This is a genomic window from Streptomyces sp. 2-1 (assembly GCF_048564895.1).
GTDB lineage: Bacteria > Actinomycetota > Actinomycetes > Streptomycetales > Streptomycetaceae > Streptomyces > Streptomyces phaeochromogenes.
In genome coordinates this window covers 9,798,854-9,818,054 of sequence record NZ_CP183383.1, presented here as the reverse complement: position 1 = coordinate 9,818,054, position 19,201 = coordinate 9,798,854, and the positions used below count along the sequence as shown (strand labels likewise).

Sequence of the window (19,201 nt, the reverse complement as noted above, 5' to 3'; positions counted from 1 at the left end):
TGTGGGTGGGACCCAAATAAGCTGTCCGTCCCGTACAGGGTAACCAAATGAGCGGGCGCCCGCTCGATGGGGCTGAAAACAAGGTGTAACCGTCTGAAGTCTTTCAGGGTCCGTTCAGGCCCCGGTCGAGCGTGTTTCACTCGGTTGTCCACAGGCACGGATCCACTCGACCGGCCCTGTGCCAACATGATCAACGCCCCATTGTCCACGCGAAGGAGCCCGACATGGCCGCCCAGCAGGTACGCGGTGTCATCGCCCCCGGTAAGAACGAACCGGTGGAGATCCGGACGATTCTCATCCCGGACCCGGGTCCCGGCGAGGCCGTCGTGAAGGTGCAGGCCTGCGGGGTCTGTCATACCGACCTGCACTACAAGCAGGGCGGCATCAGCGACGACTACCCCTTCCTCCTCGGCCACGAGGCGGCCGGTGTGGTGGAGGCGGTCGGCGAGGGCGTCACCGATGTGGCGCCCGGCGACTTCGTCGTCCTCAACTGGCGCGCGGTGTGCGGCCAGTGCCGCGCCTGTCTGCGCGGCCGCCCCTGGTACTGCTTCAACACCCACAACGCCAAGCAGAAGATGACCCTGGAGGACGGCACGGAGCTCTCCCCCGCCCTGGGCATCGGTGCCTTCGCCGAGAAGACCCTGGTCGCGGCCGGCCAGTGCACCAAGGTCGACCCGTCGGTGTCCCCCGCGGTCGCGGGCCTCCTCGGCTGCGGTGTGATGGCCGGCATCGGCGCCGCCATCAACACCGGCAACGTGGGCCGTGGTGACTCGGTGGCCGTGATCGGCTGCGGCGGCGTCGGGGACGCGGCGATCGCCGGTGCGAACCTCGCCGGTGCCGCGCGGATCATCGCCGTCGACATCGACGACCGGAAGCTGGAGAAGGCCCGCACGATGGGCGCCACCCACACGGTCAACTCCAAGGAGACGGACCCCGTCGAGGCGATCCGCGAGCTGACCGGCGGCTTCGGCGCCGATGTCGTCATCGAGGCGGTGGGCCGCCCCGAGACGTACAAGCAGGCGTTCTACGCCCGGGACCTCGCGGGCACGGTGGTCCTGGTCGGTGTGCCGACGCCTGAGATGAAGCTGGAGCTGCCCCTGCTGGACGTCTTCGGCCGCGGCGGCGCCCTCAAGTCGTCCTGGTACGGCGACTGCCTGCCCTCGCGCGACTTCCCGATGCTGATCGACCTCCACCAGCAGGGGCGCCTCGACCTGGCGGCCTTCGTGACGGAGACGATCGAACTGGACGCGGTGGAGCAGGCCTTCGACCGCATGCACCAGGGCGACGTCCTGCGCTCGGTGGTGGAACTGTGACGGCGGCCCGTATCGAGCATCTGGTCACGTCGGGCACGTTCAGCCTGGACGGCGGCACCTGGGACGTCGACAACAACGTCTGGATCGTGGGTGACGACTCCGAGGCGATGGTGATCGACGCGGCGCACGACGCCGACGCCATCGCCGAGGCGCTCGGCGACCGCACACTGCGGGCCATCGTCTGCACCCACGCCCACAACGACCACATCGACGCGGCCCCCGCCCTCGCGGCCCGCACCGGCGCCCCGATCCTGCTCCACCCGGACGACCTCCCCCTGTGGAAGCAGACCCACCCGGACCGCCTGCCGGACGGCGAACTCACCGACGGACAGCAGCTCTCCGTCGCGGGCGTGGAGCTGACCGTCCTGCACACGCCGGGGCACGCGCCGGGCGCCGTGTGCCTGTACGCCCCGGAGCTGGGCGCGGTCTTCACCGGGGACACCCTGTTCCAGGGCGGGCCGGGTGCGACGGGCCGGTCGTTCTCCCACTTCCCGACGATCGTCGAGTCGATCCGGACGCGGCTGCTCGCCCTGCCTCCGGAGACGACGGTCCGTACGGGCCACGGCGACTCGACGACGGTCGGCGCCGAGGCCCCGCACCTTCAGGAGTGGATCGACCGAGGGCACTGAGCGGAGCCCGCCGAGAGACAGCACTGCCCGCTCCGGGAACCGTGGCCCGGGGCGGGCAAGGTGGGTCCGGATCGGGCGGGCGCCGGGCATCCGGGCACTACACGGCTCGCAGTTCAGTTCCCGTTGGTTCGGTCGAAAGCTGGCCATGATCTGCTGACGCGTGGCAACGGCCTTTCTCGCCCGCAGGGAGGACTGGCGCATGGAGCTGCGCAGTGTCGAAGAGCTGATGGATCTGCTGCACGCCTGCCGAGGTTCCCGGAACTCCGCCGGCCACGGCGGCCCTCCGGTCGATCTCCACGACCACGCGCTGCAGACCGCGGCGCTGCTGCGTCGAAGTCGCCCCGCCGACAAGGAACTCCAGGTGGCGGGCCTGGTGCATGTCATCGGGCAGCTGTTGCGGCCCGGTGATGTCGCGGGGCACGCCGACCACGCGGCAGACACGGTCCGCCCACTGCTGGGCGAGCGCGTCTCCCGTCTCGTACGCCTCCACAAGGACGGGTGGGAGGACGACCCGGTCATGGAGGACGTCCAGACCCTGCGGCAGGCGGACGAGGCCTCGTGGGCGTCCGGCCTCGACGCCGGGGTCCTGGAGGACTGGCGCACGGTGCTGGAGCTGGTCGCGGCACGTCACGCACGCCCCAGGACCGTCGGCTGACGGCCGCACGTCCACCGCTCAAGGACGGTCCAACCGAAGCCTGTTGACTGACGGTCCGTCATGAGACCGTACGCGGATGACGTCGTCGTACGGACTTCAGGGCAGGGTCGCCGTCATCACCGGGGCCTCGCGCGGGATCGGGCTGGCCGTCGCCGAGGGGCTGGTGGCCGCGGGGGCACGGGTGTGTGTCACGGGCCGGGACGCCGAGGGGGTGCGCCGGGCCGCGGCGAAGCTGGGTGCAGTGGGGCTGGCAGGCACCGTCGCCGACCCGGCCCATCTGCGGGAGCTGACCGAGCTGGCGATGGACGAGTTCGGCCGTATCGACATCGTGGTGAACAACGCGGCGACCAACCAGCCCTACGGCCCGCTCATGGACGCCGACCCGGACCTCTGGCGCGAGGCGTTCACGGTCAACGTCGAGGCACCGCTCCGGCTGGTCCAGTACGCGTGGCGGGCCTGGATGGCCGACCACGGCGGCTCGGTGATCAACATCTGCACCGAGGGCGCGACACACGTGGGACCGAACGTCGGCGCCTACTCCACGAGCAAGGCAGCCCTGCTCCATCTGACCCAGCAACTCGCGGGCGAACTGGCCCCCGGCGTCCGGGTCAACTCCGTCTCCCCCGGCCTCGTCCGCACCGAGATGGCCCGCTTCGTATGGGAACAGGCCGAGGAAGAACTCGCGGCCGGCCTCCCACTGGGCCGCATCGGCGAACCGGAGGACATCGCCCGCGCGGTGGTCTGGCTGGCCTCGGACGCGGCGGAGTGGATCACGGGGACGGACCTACTGGTTGACGGCGGCACGAGGGTAGGAGCAGCGCACACGGCGGCAACCCCGTACGCCGTGCACGACCGCCTACGCTCACAAACCCCGGGCGGCCGGAGCGCCCCGTAAGGGGCGCGGGGAACTGCGCGAAGAGCCCCCTCCGAAGCCCCCTTCACCTACCACTTGCCGGGCGCGTAGTCCTTCAAGAACACCCCGTACAGGTCCTCGCCCTGCTCCCCCCGAACGATCGGGTCGTACACCCGAGCCGCCCCGTCGATCAGATCGAGCGGCGCGTGAAAGCCCGCGTCCGCGAGCCGCATCTTGTCCGGATGCGGCCGCTCGTCGGTGATCCACCCGGTGTCGACGGCGGTCATCAGGATGCGGTCCTTCTCGAACATCTCCTGGGCGCTGGTGCGCGTGAGCATGTTGAGCGCGGCCTTGGCCATGTTGGTGTGCGGGTGGCCCGCGCCCTTGTAGCCGCGGTTGAAGACGCCCTCCATGGCGGAGACGTTCACGATGTACGTACGGTCGGCCCCCGCGGCCGACATCGCCGCCCGCAGCCGGCTGATGAGGATGAACGGCGCGGTGGAGTTGCAGAGCTGCACCTCAAGCAGCTCGACCGGCGTGACCTCCTCGACCGCCTGGATCCAGCTGTTGGTGTCGTGCAGGTCGGGCACCAGGCCGCCCGCGTCGATGGCCGTACCGGCCGCGATCCGCTCCAGGGACGCCGAGCCGGAGACGAGAGCCAGGCCGGTGACGTCGTCGGCGGTCAGCGCGCCACCCCCGGCGACCGGAAGCGCGGACACCGCTCCGGAGCCGAACGTGCCGATCACCTCGGCGGGCGGCAGTTCACCGGCGGGCAGCGGTCCCGACTCGGCGGCGAGCAGCTCGCTGTAGGCCCCCGGGGAGCGGCGTACGGTCTGGGCGGCGTTGTTGATCAGGATGTCGAGCGGGCCCTCGGCGGAGACCGAGTCGGCGAGCGCGACGACCTGGGCGGGGTCGCGCAGGTCGATGCCGACGATCTTCAGGCGGCCGATCCACTCGTCGCTGTCGGGCATGGCCTTGAAGCGGCGGATGGCGTCGTTCGGGAAGCGCGTGGTGATCGTGGTGTGCGCGCCGTCCCGGAGCAGCCGGAGGGCGATGTACATGCCGATCTTGGCCCGGCCGCCGGTGAGCAGCGCCCGCTTGCCGGTGAGGTCCGCGCGGGCGTCACGGCGGGCGCGGTTCTCGGCGGCGCAGTTCTGGCAGAGCTGGTGGTAGAAGTAGTCGACCTCGACGTACCGCGCCTTGCAGATGTAGCAGGAGCGGGGGCGTTGGAGTATCCCGGCGATCTGGCCCTCGTCCGTCACCGACGACGGCAGGATGCCCTCGGTCTCGTCGTCGATGCGCTGGGCGGAGCCGGTGGCCGTGGACTCGGTGACCGCCTTGTCGTGGGCGGTCTTGGCGGCCCGGCGCTCCTGGCGGCGGCGCTGCTTGACCGTGCGGTAGACGCCCGCGGTGGCGCGGCGCACGGCGATGGCGTCGGGGTGGTCGACCTCGATCTTCTCGAGTTCGTCGAGCACGCTGAGGCAGACGGCCAACCGCTCCGGGTCGATACCGGGACCGTACGAGCCCTCCGGAGCCTCTGCCGTGTCCACGGCGGGGGCCGCCTGGCTGTCCTCTGTCACCGTCATCGCCGTTGCCGTTCCTAAGGTTCCGCGCCGCGCTCGAACCGCGATCGCTTTCGAAGGCGGAATTTTACGGAGCACAGGGCAAAGGCACCAAACCCGCGATGATCACCGGTCTCTTCCGGGCCCGTGGCGGGTGGTCCACGGGACCCGGAAACGGCGCCTCAGGGCGTGCAGGCGGCGAGCAGTTCCTCCACCTCGGCGGTGAGCGACTTGGCGAACCGGTCGAGGTCCGGCACGGCCTCCGCGTCGGCGACGAGACCGTAGTGGACCCGTCCGCGGAAGGTGGAGACCGCGACCGCGAGGGACTGGCCGCGGGCCAGCGGCGCGAGGGGATAGACCTCCGTGAGCGGGCAGCCGCCGAGCTTCATGCCGAGGCTGGGCAGCGGCACGCTGGTGACGAGGATGTCGAAGAGCAGCCGGGCGGCCTGGCCGACGACGGGCCCGCCGAGCCGGTGGCCGAGCGCGGGCACGTGGTCGGCGAGCAGGGCGACGGCGCCCGCGCCCCGGTTGGGGCCCGCGTCCTTGTTGCGGTTCATGGCCGTTCGGACCGTGGAGAGCCGTCCGAGCGGGTCCGGGTCGTCGACGGGAAGCCGTATCAAGTAGCCGGAGAGCCGGTTGCCCTGCGGGTGGGCGGTGCGCGGGCGGCGCCGTGAGACGGGGATGAGGGCGCGGGGCGCCACGCCCTCGCTGCCGTCGCCGCGCTCGTCCAGCCAGCGGCGCAGGGCCCCGGCGACGACGGCGATCAGTACGTCGTTGACGGTGCCGCCCGCGCTCTTGCGGATCTTGTGGATCTCGTCGAGGTCCACGTTCACGCCGGCGACCCGGCGGGTGCCGGTCGGCTCGGAAACCAGGGCGGCGGAGGAGCGTACGCCCCAGGTGGCGCGGGCGACGGAGGCGCCGATGTCGAGGGCCCGGCCCACGTCGGAGAGCGTGCCGCGGACGAGTCCGGGCAGCTTGCGCACGTCGGGGAGTAAGCCGCGCGAGGCCTCCTTGGGGCGGGGGCGGGGCGTCGGCATGTCCATGGGGTCCATGAGGGCCGCGGCGAGCGTCAGTGCCCGCAGTCCGTCGGCCAGGGCGTGGTGGAACTTGAAGAGCACGGCGAACGAGGTGCCGTCCACGCCGGGCACCACATGGGCCTCCCACGGGGGCTTTCCGCGCTCCAGGGGGCGTTGCATGATCGCGCCCGCGGCGGCGTGGAAGTCCGCGACGGGTGCGTGCAGCCGGATGTGGTCGAAAGGTTCGAAGTCGGTCGCGGGTTCGCGGGTCGCGCCGCCGAAGGCGAAGGCCAGCGGCTGCCGCGGGTCGAACGGCTGCCAGATGTCGCGGATCCGCATCCGCAGCCCGGGGACGCCGGCCGCGCGGGCCGCGAGGAGGTCGGCCGCGTGCGCGGCCGCGGCGGGCGAGTTGGCCGCGAAGACGCCGAGGGCCCCGAGGTGCATCGGGTGCTCCGCGGACTCGATGTTCCAGAACGCCAGGTCGAGAGGTGCGAGAAGGTCAGAGGTCAAGGGCTTGGCTCTCGCGTCGACGACGGGTGAGCAAGCAGTCAATCCCGGGCAGGCGATTACGGTCAAGTACGATCAAGCTACGCTCAGTTAACAGCAGATTAAGTCCCGCCACCGGTGGCGGTGGCGGGACTCCTGTGGTCTATGGGGTCGGCTCAGTGGGCGATGTCACTTCAGGACGGGCGGAGCGGCGTCCGAGGCCGTGCCCCAGTCGGACGGTTTCCCGCCCAGGGTGAAGGCCAGTTCGCGGATGCCCCGCAGCTCACCGGTCGTCAGGTACGTACGGTCGTGCGCGGCCCCGTCACCACGTACCGACCGGATGTAACGGCGTCCGTCGGAGACGTCCGGCCCGGCCGTCACGGTCAGCGCGCCGATCGGGTGGTAGCGGCGGTCGAGCGTGATGTCCACCCGTTCGAAGACCGGTGTGGACAGGCCCCAGGTGTCGAATCCGGGCTGCACCGGGAAGATCCCGATCGACGACAGGACGTGCCAGGCGGACATGGTCCCCAGGTCGTCGTTGCCGGTCATGCCGGTCGGCGCGTCCGTGAAGAGGGTCAGCGCGGCGTGCACCACGTCGGTGGTCTTCCAGGGCGTGCCGGTCGACAGATAGGTGTAGGGGGCGATCAGGTCGGGCTCGTTCTGGGGGTTGTACTTGTCGGCGTTGTAGTAGGCGTACGGCCCGTTGACCCACACCTCGCGGGCGGTCTTCGCGGGGTCCTTCATCAACTGGTCGTACGCGAAGAACGCGTCGAGTCGCTCGTTCGCGGCCTGCCTTCCGCCGATCAGGTCGATCATCCCGGGCAGGTCCTGCGGAACCAGCCACTGGTACTGCCAGGACGTGCCCTCGTGGAATCCCTCGGTCCGGGCCGGATCGGCCGCGCCCGTGAAGGCGCCCGAGCCGTCCCGGGCCCGGAAGAAGCCGGTCGAGGGGTCGAAGATCCGGCGGTAGTTCTGCGCGCGTGCGGCGTACCGCTCGGCGTCCGCCTCGTGCCCGAGGTCCCGTGCCATCTGGGCGAGCATGGCGTCGGACAGGGCGTACTCCAGCGTCGCGGACGCCCCGTGGTCGTAGTCCGAGTCGCCGGGCTTGGCGTGCGGGCGGCCCTTGAGGCGGGGCACGAATCCGTCGGCGATGTACTCCTTGTTGCCCTCCCGCCCGAGCGCGGGCGAGCCGGCGGGCGGCACCCCGTCGGCGTTCTTCTTCAGGGCCCGGTAGGTCTCCTCCTCGTGCCCGTCCAGCAGTCCCTGCTGGTAGGCGTTGGTGAGGAACGGGGTGACCGGGTCGCCGGTCATGATGTTGGTCTCGATCGTCCCGTAGCCCCACTTGGGCAGCCAGCCGCCCTCCTCGTCGATCTTCAGGACGGAGAGTGCCATGTCACGCGACTCGCGCGGCGCGAGCAGGGCCAGGAGCTGCGCCTGGGTGCGGTACGTGTCCCACAGCGACCAGTTCTGGTAGTAGGTGAAGCCCTTCTCGCGGTGGACCTTCCCGTCCCAGCCGGTGTAGCGGCCGTCCGCGTCGCTGCCGATGTTCGGGGCGAGGAAGGACCGGTAGAGAGAGGAGTAGAAGGTGCGCCGTTGCGTGTCTGCGCCGCCTCTCACCCGTACGTCGTCGAGCCGGTCCTCCCAGGCCCGCCGCGCCGAGTCCCGGACGCTGTCGAAGGAACGGTCTCCTTCGGAGCGGAGGTTCGCGGCGGCGCCGCGCGCGTCCACGTACGACAGCGCGGTGGTCGCCTCGACCGTGCGGTCCTTCGTCGTGTCGAAGCGGAGGTACGCGCCGGTGCGGCCCGGGCCGGCCGAGCGGTTCGAGCCCTCGGTGACCGTGTCGCCCTGCCAGGTGCCGGACGTGGTGAACGGCCGGTCGAAGCGGGTGAGGGTGTGGACGGTGTACGGCCCGGTGGCGCGGCAGAAGCCGCTGCCGGTGATCGAGCTGCGTACGGTGCGGTCGTCGAGGATCTCGATCGTCGCGGAGACCGTCTTGTGCAGCGACTGGCCGGCGTTCAGGAGGACGTTCGCCTTGTCCGTGGCCGGAAAGGTGTAGCGCTGCACACCGGTGCGCGCGGTGGCGGTCAGTTCGGCGTCGATGCCGCTCTTCAGGCCGACCTTGTAGTGGCCGGGGCTCGCCTTCTCCGAGTCGTGGCCGAACTCTGCGGCGTACTTCGCGTAGTCGGTCTGTGTGACGTCACCCGTGGTCGGCAGGACGGGCAGATCCCCGCCCAGGCGACAGCCGACACCGGACAGGTGGACGAGGGAGAAGCCGCGGATGTGGCGCTGCGAGTAGTCGTAGCCGGTGTTGTGCCCGGTGTCCGGGGACAACTGCACCATGCCGAAGGGCACGGCGGCGCCCGGGAAGGTGTTGCCCTCGTTCTGGGTGCCGATGAACGGGTTGACCAGCTCGGTGAGGCTGCCCTCCCCCGGCTCGGCGGCCCGAACGGAGGGAGCGGTGAGGCCGCCGACCAGCCCGAGCAGGGCGGCAGCGATCACCGCCGCCGTACGCGGGCGCGGGCGTCCGGTCCATCTCATACGCAGGTCCTCCGTGTCGGGCTCGATCACCGTGCGGTCGTACTAATAAGACCGCTCGGCACGCCCATCACCTCGGACCTGCCGGGGTGGGCCGCGCCATTGCCACCCCGGCAGCCCAACGTGCCCGGCCGCTACGACACGTGCTGGCCCTTCCCGAGCCCGATCACGCCGCCCTTGGAGACCGTGTAGAGCTCCTGGTCCCGCTCCGGGTTGACGCCGATCGTGGCTCCCGGGGGCACCTGTACGTTCTTGTCGAGGACCGCGCCGCGCACGACCGCGCCCCGTCCGATGTGCACGTTGTCGTGGAGCACCGAGCCCTGGACGACCGCGCCCGGGTCGACGACGACGCCCGGCGAGAGGACCGAGCGGGTGACCTGGCCGCGGATCAGGCAGCCCGCGCTGATGATGGACTCGCTCGCCATGCCGCCTGCGTTGAAGCGGGCGGGCGACAGCTGGCCGGAGTGCGTGTAGATGGGCCAGCTGCGGTTGTAGAGGTTGAATGCGGGCCGCTCGGCGATCAGGTCCATGTGGGCGTCGTAGTACGCGTCGAGCGTCCCGACGTCACGCCAGTAGCCCTGGTCCCGGACCGTCTCACCGGGCACGTGGTTCTGGCTGAAGTCGTACAGCTGGGCCTCGCCGCGGTCGGTGAGCGTGGGCAGGATCGAGCCGCCCATGTCGTGCACGGAGTTCTCGTCCTCGGCGTCCCGGTGCAACGCCTCCACCAGGGTCTTGGTGGTGAAGATGTAGTTGCCCATGGAGGCGAAGACGCACTCCGGGTCGTCCGGGAGGCCCGGCGGGTCGGCAGGCTTCTCCAGGAAGCCCCGGACGCTCTGGCCGTCCGTCCCGGGAGAGATGACGCCGAAGGCCGACGACTCGCTCCGGGGCACGCGGATGCCCGCGACGGTCACTCCCGCGCCGCTGTCGATGTGCTGGGTCAGCATCTGCCGCGGGTCCATGCGGTAGACGTGGTCGGCGCCGAACACCGCGATGTAGTCGGGCTGTTCGTCGTGCACGAGGTTCAGCGACTGCAGGAGCGCGTCGGCGCTGCCCAGGTACCAGCGCGGGCCGAGCCGCTGCTGGGCCGGGACCGGCGTCACATAGTTGCCGAGCAGGCTGGACATCCGCCAGGTCGTGGTGATGTGCCGGTCGAGCGAGTGCGACTTGTACTGCGTCAGGACGCAGATGCGCAGGATGTCGGCGTTGACGAGGTTGGAGAGTACGAAGTCCACGAGGCGGTACGTGCCGCCGAAAGTCACCGCGGGTTTCGCCCGGTCGGCGGTCAGGGGCATCAGCCTCTTGCCCTCGCCGCCCGCCAGTACGATTCCCAGTACCGAAGGTCCACCGCGTCGCATGCCGCCGCCCCTCTACCGCCCGGTTCGGGCCACGTTCTTGAACTACACCTGCCAGAGGACTACCCCCGTGAGAGGGCGATCCGCGCCCGCGGACTACCCCTGTTTGAGGATTTCCTCGTACAGCTGGACGGTTCGCCGGGCCACGGCGTCCCAGCCGAACTCCCGCACCGCCCGTTCCCGGCCCGCCTCGCCCATGCGCCGGGCTGCCTGCGGGTCGGCGAGCAGCAAGTCGAGGGCACGCGCGAGCTGCGCCTCGAAGTCGTCCTCGACGGACACCAGCAGGCCGGTCTCGCCGTCTGCGACGACCTCGGGAATCCCGCCCACCCGCGAGGCCACGACGGCCGTGCCGCAGGCCATCGCCTCCAGGTTGACGATGCCCAGGGGCTCGTACACGGAGGGGCAGACGAACACGGCGGCGTGCGTGAGGAGTTGGATCACGTCCGGGCGCGGCAGCATCTGCGGGATCCAGTGCACGCCCTCGCGGACACCGCTGAGCTCCTGGAAGAGGTCGCGGAACTCCTGGTCGATCTCCGGTGTGTCGGGGGCTCCCGCGCAGAGGACGACCTGGGCGGCCGGGTCGATGTCCCGGACCGCGCGCAGCAGATGGGGCACGCCCTTCTGGCGGGTGATGCGGCCGACGAACAGGACGTAGGGGCGGCTGAGGTCGAGCCCGATGCGGTCGATCACGTCCGTGCCGTGATCCGGCCGGTAGAGGGAGGTGTCGATGCCGTTGTGCAGGACGCGCACCTTCGCCGGGTCCAGGGACGTGTAGCAGCCGAGGATGTCCTCGCGCATGGCCGTGGAGACGGCGATCACGGCGTCCGCGGCTTCTATGGCGGTGCGCTCGGCCCAGCTGGAGAGGGCGTAGCCGCCGCCGAGCTGCTCGGCCTTCCAGGGGCGCAGCGGCTCCAGGGAGTGTGCGGTCATCACATGCGGAATGCCGTAGAGCAGCTTCGCCATGTGGCCCGCGAGGTTGGCGTACCAGGTGTGCGAGTGGACGAGCTCGCGGCCTTCGAGAGCGGCGGTGATGGCGAGGTCGACGGAGAAGGTGCGCAGCGCGTCGTTCGCGCCGTCGAGCGTGGGCCAGGGCCGGTGGCGTACGACTCCGCCTGCGGCGCCCTCGCCCCAGCAGTGCACGTCCAGGTCGGTGAGGGGCCTCAACTCCCGGGCGAGGAACTCGACATGTACCCCCGCACCGCCGTACACATCCGGCGGGTACTCCCGGGAAAGCAGTCCCACACGCACCCGGAACCCCCTGTCTCAGCGGCTGGTTCCCACATGGTCACCCAGAAGTGGCCCTTGGGGAAGACCACAGAGGAAGGCACGCCTCACAGCGCGGCACGATGGGAGTCGCGGCAGCACGGTGCTCGGAGTCGCGGCGACACCGTGCTCAGAGTCGGCGCGGGGGACGTACGAAGCAGCAGTCGCCGCACACTCCGCCGCCGGGCACCCGGTAGTAGAGGCAGCAGCTGCGCCGGCGGAACGCCGTGCCGTTCAGGGTGCCGGTGTCCCGCAGGTCGGGGTGGTCGAGGAGCTCGGCGGCGAGTGAGCGGGCCCGGTCTCCCACCTCGGGGTGGCCGTTGGCGCGGGCCCAGCGGTCGAGTTCGCGTGCGGCGCCCGCGAGCGCGGAGGCCGCGTTGCCCCGCAACAGTGCCGCGGAGACGGGCTGCCGGGCCCGCAGCGCCGCCGCGAGGGGTTCGAGATGGCCGTCCTGTACGACGCGCCGGACGGTGGCCGCGTCGCCGGGCAGGGGGCGTGTCTCGGCCAGCCACAGGTCGTCGGGCGCGCTGCCGTCCGCGTCCCAGCGCAGCAGCCGGGGGTCGAGGTCGGGAATCTGCCCGTAGAGGGCTGCCGACCCCAGGGCCACCGACCACAGCCGGGCGGCGAGTCCCTGCTGCGCCACCGAGGCCCCGATGCGCGCCTCGGGCGCGTCCAGCAGCCGCACGACCTTACGAACACGGAAAGTGAGCGGATCCGACTCTTCGGTGACACTCCGTATCCCATACGCCTCCGTGAGGGTCGGCAGCGACGGCCGTCCCGTGCGCAGGGCGAAGAAACCTTCGAGAGAGGCGAGTCGATTGAGATCCGGATCGAGGTTCACGGAGACCAAGTACACCAAGGGGGCATAACGGAGCCACTAGGGGGGTTGTACCCGGTGTCACCCGACCTGGGGAGGACTAGGCCCAAGACGTACTCCATCGGCAGTAGGACCCAATGACTGCTCAGGTACGACGACACGGGCGCTTTCAAAAGGGATCGTATTAACCATGGAAGCCGACCGATCGTCGCACCGGACTCCCCGCCTTCGGGAGAACGTCCGTCACATGCAGAGGAGGAGCGACACATGAACGCACTCGTGCTGTCTGTGCTGCTCTCTCTCGTCTCCGCCGTCGCGTACGCCGGCGGGGCGATCGTGCAGGAACGGGTCGCGGCGAACACGCCCGGCACGACGTACGCACCCATGCGCCAGCTCGTCTGGTGGATCGCGGTCGGCCTCAACGCCCTCGGCGGGCTTCTGCACGTCGTGGCGCTCGCCTACGGACCGCTCAGCCTGGTCCAGCCGCTGGGCGCTCTGACCATTGTCTTCGCGCTGCCGATGGCTGCCGTCTTCGTACGCCGCAGGGCCGGGGCGACGGCATGGCGCGGCGCGATCATGGCGACGGTCGGCCTGGCCGGTCTGCTCGCACTGGTCGGTACGGCCGATTCGCAGTCCCTGAACAGCACCCAGCGTGTGGTGGTGGCCCTGGTCACCGGCGGCGCCGTGGTGGCCCTGATGATGGCCGCCCGAGCCGTGCACCGGCACCCGGCCGTGCGCAGCGTGCTGCTCGCGACCGCCGCGGGTGTCGCCTTCGGTATGTCGTCGGTGTTCACGAAGACGGTCGCGGTCGACTGGACGGGCGGCGTCTCGCTCGCCGATGTGCCGAGCCTCGCCGTGATCGGTGTCCTGGCGACCGCCGGAATGCTCCTGTCGCAGGCTTCCTACCGAGGCGCAGGCCTCGCCGCACCGCTGGCCACGCTGACGGTCATCAACCCCATCGTGGCGGCCGCTGTCGGTATCACGATGTTCGGCGAGACGTTCCGCTACGGCGAGACGGGCACCGCCCTCGCGCTGGGCTGCGGGGTCGTCGCCGCGGGCGGCCTGATCCTGCTCACGACGGAGCGCATCAGCGGTTCGGAGCGTACGACGCCGGTGTCCGTGCCCGCCCCCGCACCTGCATCCGTGCCTGTCCAGGCAGTGGCCGGAGCGATGGCGGACGCGACCGTCATGACCCAGCCGGGCCCGGCTGCCGAGCCGAGCCGTATCGAGGAGCCCGCCGCCGTTCCGCCCGACCGCGCACTACCGGAGCAGCTTGTCCCGGCGGAGCGGCTGGTGGTCTCGGCGGGGGTACGGGACGAGACGCGCACCCGGGAGGAGACGCTCGCGCCCGCCGGGATGTTCGCCTCCGCCTCGGCGCGGCAGGACGCGCTCCTGCCGCCGCCCGGATCCAACGGGCCCCCGCCGTCCGGCGACACGCCGGACGACATCGAGGGCATCGACGAACCGTCCTGGCCCAACGGCGGGTACTACGGCCTTCCCTTCCTGCCGTTACTCCCCGCCCCGGTGGTGATCCGCTCCAGCGTCAAATCGTGACGCCACCCGCACGCAGATAGGCGACAGGATCGACGTCGCTGCCGAAACCGGGCCCCGTCCGCACCTCGAAGTGCAGATGCGGGCCCGTGCTGTTGCCCGTGGAACCGGAGCGGCCGATGCGCTGGCCGCTCACCACGCTCTGTCCGGCCTTCACGGAGATCGCCGACAGGTGGGCGTACTGGGTGTAGCGGCCGTCGCCGTGCCGGATGACCACCTGGTAGCCGAAGGAACCGCCCCAGCCCGCGGTCACCACGCTGCCCGCGCCGACCGATTTGACGGACGTACCGGTGGGCACCGGGAAGTCGACGCCCGTGTGGTAGCCCTTCGACCAGGAGGAACCCGCGGCGTGGTACGGCGTTCCCGTACCGGCGCTCACCGGGGCGGTGAGGCCGCGCGTGGTCGAGTGGGTCTTCTTCTCCGACTTCTCCTCGACCTTTGCCTTGGCCTTCGCCTTTTCCTTCGGCTTCTTCTCCGTCTTCTCCGACGTGTCGGAGGCGGATCCCGTGCCCGGCGACGCTGTCGGCTTCAGGCTCAGCCGCTGACCGGGAATGATCATGTCCGGGTCGGCGCCGACCGTCCTGCGGTTGGCGTCGTACAACTGCCGCCAGCCGCCCTGGACATCGCGGGAGCCCGCGATGCCGGAGAGCGTGTCGCCGCGGACGACGGTGTACATCTCGGCGGTGCCGGCCTGCGACTGGGGCGTGGTCTGCGGCTGTACGTCGCGGACGGTGCGCTTGGCAGGCTGGGCGGACTTGCCCGAGGGGTTGATGTCGGGGGTGTCGCCGCCGCGGGTGAGGCCGGCCCGCACCGAGCAGGTCGGCCAGGCGCCGGGACCCTGGCCCTTCAGGACCTTCTCGGCGACGGCTATCTGCTGGTCCTTGGTGGCGAGGTCGGCGCGTGCCGCGTAGGCCCTGCCGCCGTAGGCCTCCCAGGTGGACTGGGTGAACTGCAGCCCGCCGTAGTAGCCGTTGCCGGTGTTGATCTGCCAGTTGTTGGTGGACTCGCAGGCGGCCACCTTGTTCCAGGTGTCCACGTCTGCCGCGTTCGCGACGCCGGTACCGATGAGCGGTATCGCCATCCCGGCGCCCCCCACCGTGACGGTGAGTGAGGCGCGGTTGATCCTGTTCGGCTGATACCGGCGGTGCCGGCCGCGTACGGCCATGAAGGTGCCCCCTCGACAAGCGTCAGGAGCGGCAAAAGTAAACGCTCCTAACAGGCCGTGACAAGGGGGCAATCGGCCGCCCTATCCCGCCAAGTGACCAGGAATCGCCCCTCGTTCACGACTGTCGGCACGTATGCCCGGGGCAGATGTGACGGCGAAGTTCGGCCGGGCACTGAGGCGGGGGCCGCTCCGCTGCGTACACACCGTCGGAAAGTCAGGATGTGCGGTCGGCGAACCTGCAAGTCAGGATGGTCGGTGGGGCAAACTGGCAGGCATGACCGGCACTACCGATTCAGCACCTCTAGGAGCCAACCGTATGAGCACTTCAGCCCAGATCGGCGTCACGGGACTCGCGGTCATGGGGCGCAATCTCGCCCGTAACTTCGCGCGCAACGGATACGCGGTCGCCCTGCACAACCGGACGGCGGCGCGTACGCACGCGCTGGTGGAGGAGTTCGGCAGCGAGGGCACCTTTGTCGCGACGGAGACCGCCAAGGAGTTCGTGGCCGCGCTGGAACGCCCGCGCCGCCTTGTGATCATGGTGAAGGCCGGCGAGCCGACCGACGCGGTGATCCAGGAGTTCGCCCCGCTCCTGGAGCCCGGCGACATGATCATCGACGGTGGCAACGCCCACTTCGCGGACACCCGGCGCCGGGAGCGCGAACTGCGCGAGCAGGGCATCCACTTCGTCGGCGCGGGCATCTCCGGCGGCGAGGAGGGCGCGCTGCACGGCCCGAGCATCATGCCCGGTGGCCCGGTGGAGTCGTACGAGTCGCTCGGCCCGATGCTGGAGAAGATCTCCGCGAAGGCCGCCGACGGCGCCCCGTGTGTCACGCACGTCGGTCCCGACGGTGCCGGACACTTCGTGAAGATGGTGCACAACGGCATCGAGTACGCCGACATGCAGCTGATCGGCGAGGCGTACCAGCTGCTGCGTGACGTGGCGGGCTACTCCCCCGCGCAGATCGCCGACATCTTCCGCACCTGGAACACCGGGCGGCTCGACTCCTACCTGATCGAGATCACCGCCGAGGTCCTGTCCCACGTGGACGCGGCGACGGGCAAGGCCTTCGTGGACGTCGTGCAGGACCAGGCGGAGCAGAAGGGCACGGGGCGGTGGACCGTGCAGATCGCCCTCGACCTGGGCGTTCCCGTGTCGGGCATCGCCGAGGCCGTCTTCGCGCGGTCCCTGTCGGGCCACACCGAGCTGCGTGAGGCCTCGCGGGACCTGGCCGGGCCCAAGGCCACGGCGCTGAGCGAGGCCGAGGCCGCGGCCTTCGCCGACCAGGTGGAGCAGGCGCTCTACGCGTCGAAGATCGTGTCCTACACGCAGGGCTTCCACGAGATCGCGGCCGGCAGCGCCGAGTACGACTGGAACGTCGACCTGGGCGCGGTCTCCGCGATCTGGCGTGGCGGGTGCATCATCCGGGCGGCCTTCCTCGACCGGATCCGTGCCGCGTACGACGCGCGCGCCGATCTGCCGAGCCTGCTGGCCGACGAGACGTTCGCGACGGAGATCGCGGCGGCGCAGGACGACTGGCGGGCCGTGCTCGTCTCCGCCGTGCAGCAGGGGGTGCCCACGCCCGGGTTCGCGGCGGCGCTGGCGTACTACGACGCGCTGCGTGCGGAGCGGTTGCCTGCGGCGCTCACCCAGGGACAGCGGGACTTCTTCGGTGCGCACACGTACCGGCGGACCGACCGGGAGGGGTCGTTCCACACGCTGTGGGGCGGGGACCGGTCCGAGGTTGCCGGCTGAGGTTCGGATTCGGGCTGCGGGTGTGTGGGGGCTGGTCGCGCCCCCGCGGCGGAGCCGCACGATGTGACGGCCCCGCGCCCCTGAAAGATCGGGTGGCCCGATGCGGATTCTCCGCATCGGGCCACCCGATCTTTTGTTGGCGTCTCAGCCCAGCGGGCCCGGCTGGGGCTCGGGGGATGGGGCCGGGGACGGATCCGGGGGCTGAGGCAGCGGGGACGGGGACGGTTCTGGGACCGGTTGGGGTTTGGGGGACGGGACCGGGTCCGGTTCCGGGAAGGGTTGGGGTTGGTCGGGGCCCGGGCCCGGTGTGGGTCCCGGCTTCACGGGGTCGGGGTACGGATGCGTCATGGCGTCCTCCAGCCAGTCGGTACGTCGGCCCTGGACTTCTCCCACGCGTACCCGTGCCCCGCGCGCCCACTCACCCCGTCGCGGGACGAACGCGGGACCAGGTGGGCCTACGCCCCGGCGGCCGCCACCGCTCCCGCGGCCAGGCCGGGGCGCGGGCTGGACAGCACCGGTACGGCGGTCGTGGTCAGGTGCTGGGCCGGGGTCATCGAGGCCTGGGCGAGCACGATCGCGTCGGCGTCCGTAACCTTGTCGGCCGCGGACGCGACTGCGCGGGCGTACGCGTCCATGTCTCCCGCCTTGAAGTGGTCCCAGGCGTCGGCCGCCAGCAGGGTGCGTACGGCGGTCGGGGATCCCGCGCGGGCGGCCTCCTCCTCGACGAGGGCAACCGTGGGGCCGAGGGTGCTCTCCACCGTGGCGAGCACGACGACACGCGGGCCGGCCGCCACCGCCGCGGCTGCCATCGGACGGTCCACCCGGAGCACGGACACACCGGGGCCGGCGGCCTCGGCGACCGCGCCGATGGTGGAGCAGGTGCAGAGGACCGCGACCGCCCCGTCGGCGACGGCCCGGTCCAGCATCGCGCGCACCTCGTCGGCCACCGCCTCCGGCCCTTCCGCCCGGGCCCGCTCCAGGAGCTCCTCGGACACGAAGTGCCGTAGCTCCAGGGCCGGGTGGTCCTCGTCGCGGAGCGCGTCGAAGACGGGGATGTGGACGGGCGAGGTGTGCAGCAGGGCGAGCCGGCTCATCAGAACCGGCCCGGGTGGGCGGCCAGCCATGCCTTCGCCGCGCTCAGCAGCTCGGGGTCGGCGGCCGGGGCCTCGTCGGGGTGGCGTGCGGCCCACTTGACGACGTACGGGCAGAGCGGGGCGACCGGGACTCCCTCGCGGGCCGACATGGCGTACAGCTCGCGGGCGAGGGAGCCCGCGATGCCCTTGCCCTCATGGGCGGGCTCCACGATCGTGTGGACCGGGACGAGTGCGCGACCCGGGCTTTCGAGGACGAAGTACTCGATGTGGCCGACTACTTCGTCACCGGCGTACGCCTCCAGGCGGCCGGCCGCCCGGTCGTCGCGGATCGCGGTGTCGCTCATGGTCTCTCCTCGCGGATGCGGATGCGGATGGCGCTCAGGCCGGGACGGCCTGGGGACTGCGCTCCTGGTCCGAGCCCGGCACCGGCTCGGACGGATCCGCTCCGAGGGCCACGATCCGGTTCCCGGCGTCCACATGCACGACCCGCGGCCTCAGCGACCGGGCCTCGGCGTCGGAGACCTGAGCGTAACTGATGATGATCACCAGGTCTCCGGGGTGCACGAGGTGCGCCGCGGCCCCGTTGATACCGATGACACCGGACCCCCGCTCGCCCTCGATGACGTACGTCTCCAGGCGGGATCCGTTGTCGATGTCGACGATGTGGACCAGCTCGCCCGGCAGCAAATCGGCCGCGTCGAGGAGATCGGCGTCGATGGTCACGGATCCGACGTAGTGCAGGTCGGCCTGGGTGACCGTGGCGCGGTGGATCTTGGACTTGAACATGGTGCGCAGCATGAGGCGTTGCTCCTGGGGTGAGAGGGTCGCGTCCCGGGTGCGGGTACGCGCCGACGCCGTCAGGGTACGGCGGGGGCGTACGCGGTGCCTATGCCACCGCCTCCCCCGCCACAGCGATCTCCGTCACGCCGGTCTCCCCGCTCGGTCGGCGTTCATGGCGTCTATCAAGCTCTTGGGGCGCATATCGGTCCAGGTCTCCTCGATGAAGTCAAGGCACGCCTGCCGCGCTGCCTCTCCGAAGACCAGCTCCCACCCGTCCGGCACGTCGACGAATGTGGGCCAAAGCGAGAACTGGCCCTCCTCGTTCCTCAGAACAAGATAGTTGGCGTCCTCGTCCTCAAAAGGGTTCGTCATCA

The 19,201-nt window shown here is 70.9% G+C and carries 17 protein-coding genes; 6 read left to right on the top strand and 11 right to left on the bottom strand.

The features are described 5' to 3' along the window. Positions 1–224: 224 nt before the first annotated feature. The 4 genes from ACN20J_RS42885 to ACN20J_RS42870 all read left to right on the top strand — a co-directional run bounded on the left by ACN20J_RS42885 (position 225) and on the right by ACN20J_RS42870 (position 3,492). The gene (locus ACN20J_RS42885) at positions 225–1,313 is read left to right on the top strand and encodes an S-(hydroxymethyl)mycothiol dehydrogenase (protein WP_055617480.1); all 1,089 of its coding nucleotides are present in this window, start codon (positions 225–227) and stop codon (positions 1,311–1,313) included. Next, entirely contained in the window at positions 1,310–1,942 is a 633-nt protein-coding gene (locus ACN20J_RS42880; RefSeq protein ID WP_190232531.1) for an MBL fold metallo-hydrolase, read from the top strand. The genes ACN20J_RS42885 and ACN20J_RS42880 overlap by 4 nt, the downstream gene beginning before the upstream one ends. Before the next feature lie 199 nt (positions 1,943–2,141). After that, positions 2,142–2,597, top strand: coding sequence for a hypothetical protein (locus ACN20J_RS42875; protein WP_189839734.1), 456 nt, complete (start codon positions 2,142–2,144; stop codon positions 2,595–2,597). 76 nt (positions 2,598–2,673) lie between these two features. Beyond that, complete coding sequence (locus ACN20J_RS42870) at positions 2,674–3,492, top strand: SDR family oxidoreductase (RefSeq protein ID WP_257678072.1); 819 nt, start codon at positions 2,674–2,676, stop codon at positions 3,490–3,492. A gap of 47 nt (positions 3,493–3,539) precedes the next feature. Here ACN20J_RS42870 and ACN20J_RS42865 read toward each other — a convergent pair whose 3' ends face one another. From ACN20J_RS42865 to ACN20J_RS42840, 6 genes are all read right to left on the bottom strand, one after another. Then, positions 3,540–5,036, bottom strand: a complete 1,497-nt coding sequence (locus ACN20J_RS42865; RefSeq protein WP_189839339.1) for an SDR family NAD(P)-dependent oxidoreductase — start codon at positions 5,034–5,036, stop codon at positions 3,540–3,542. Between the two features lie 158 nt (positions 5,037–5,194). Further along, positions 5,195–6,538, bottom strand: coding sequence for a wax ester/triacylglycerol synthase family O-acyltransferase (locus tag ACN20J_RS42860; RefSeq protein ID WP_190227584.1), 1,344 nt, complete (start codon positions 6,536–6,538; stop codon positions 5,195–5,197). Between the two features lie 165 nt (positions 6,539–6,703). Continuing rightward, entirely contained in the window at positions 6,704–9,052 is a 2,349-nt protein-coding gene (locus tag ACN20J_RS42855) for a GH92 family glycosyl hydrolase (RefSeq protein ID WP_190227583.1), read from the bottom strand. Between the two features lie 131 nt (positions 9,053–9,183). After that, on the bottom strand, positions 9,184–10,404 hold the full coding sequence (glgC, locus tag ACN20J_RS42850; RefSeq protein ID WP_189839342.1) for a glucose-1-phosphate adenylyltransferase: 1,221 nt from the start codon (positions 10,402–10,404) through the stop codon (positions 9,184–9,186). A gap of 93 nt (positions 10,405–10,497) precedes the next feature. Further along, a complete protein-coding gene (gene glgA, locus ACN20J_RS42845) occupies positions 10,498–11,649 on the bottom strand; it encodes a glycogen synthase (RefSeq protein ID WP_190227582.1) in 1,152 nt (383 codons plus the stop codon). Between the two features lie 145 nt (positions 11,650–11,794). After that, on the bottom strand, positions 11,795–12,505 hold the full coding sequence (locus tag ACN20J_RS42840; protein ID WP_419668092.1) for a (2Fe-2S)-binding protein: 711 nt from the start codon (positions 12,503–12,505) through the stop codon (positions 11,795–11,797). 243 nt (positions 12,506–12,748) lie between these two features. On the opposite strand from ACN20J_RS42840, the gene ACN20J_RS42835 reads away from it, so the two are divergent. Next, a complete protein-coding gene (locus ACN20J_RS42835; protein ID WP_419668091.1) occupies positions 12,749–14,035 on the top strand; it encodes a DMT family transporter in 1,287 nt (428 codons plus the stop codon). On the opposite strand, the gene ACN20J_RS42830 is transcribed toward ACN20J_RS42835, so the two are convergent. Beyond that, complete coding sequence (locus ACN20J_RS42830) at positions 14,025–15,197, bottom strand: transglycosylase family protein (protein WP_419668090.1); 1,173 nt, start codon at positions 15,195–15,197, stop codon at positions 14,025–14,027. The genes ACN20J_RS42835 and ACN20J_RS42830 overlap by 11 nt on opposite strands. A 316-nt stretch (positions 15,198–15,513) precedes the next feature. Between ACN20J_RS42830 and gndA the strand changes: the two genes are divergently transcribed. After that, entirely contained in the window at positions 15,514–16,953 is a 1,440-nt protein-coding gene (gndA, locus tag ACN20J_RS42825) for an NADP-dependent phosphogluconate dehydrogenase (protein ID WP_419668089.1), read from the top strand. A gap of 455 nt (positions 16,954–17,408) precedes the next feature. Here gndA and ACN20J_RS42820 read toward each other — a convergent pair whose 3' ends face one another. The 4 genes from ACN20J_RS42820 to ACN20J_RS42805 all read right to left on the bottom strand — a co-directional run bounded on the left by ACN20J_RS42820 (position 17,409) and on the right by ACN20J_RS42805 (position 19,199). Beyond that, the gene (locus tag ACN20J_RS42820) at positions 17,409–18,047 is read right to left on the bottom strand and encodes an aspartate/glutamate racemase family protein (protein WP_419668088.1); all 639 of its coding nucleotides are present in this window, start codon (positions 18,045–18,047) and stop codon (positions 17,409–17,411) included. Then, positions 18,047–18,487: a GNAT family N-acetyltransferase gene (locus ACN20J_RS42815; RefSeq protein WP_419669057.1), complete on the bottom strand. Its 441-nt coding sequence runs from the start codon at positions 18,485–18,487 to the stop codon at positions 18,047–18,049. The genes ACN20J_RS42820 and ACN20J_RS42815 overlap by 1 nt, the downstream gene beginning before the upstream one ends. Then, entirely contained in the window at positions 18,426–18,845 is a 420-nt protein-coding gene (gene panD / locus ACN20J_RS42810; RefSeq protein ID WP_419668087.1) for an aspartate 1-decarboxylase, read from the bottom strand. Before panD ends, ACN20J_RS42815 begins: the two co-directional genes overlap by 62 nt. A 123-nt stretch (positions 18,846–18,968) precedes the next feature. After that, the gene (locus tag ACN20J_RS42805; protein ID WP_419669056.1) at positions 18,969–19,199 is read right to left on the bottom strand and encodes an MbtH family protein; all 231 of its coding nucleotides are present in this window, start codon (positions 19,197–19,199) and stop codon (positions 18,969–18,971) included. Between the last annotated feature and the right edge of the window lie 2 nt (positions 19,200–19,201).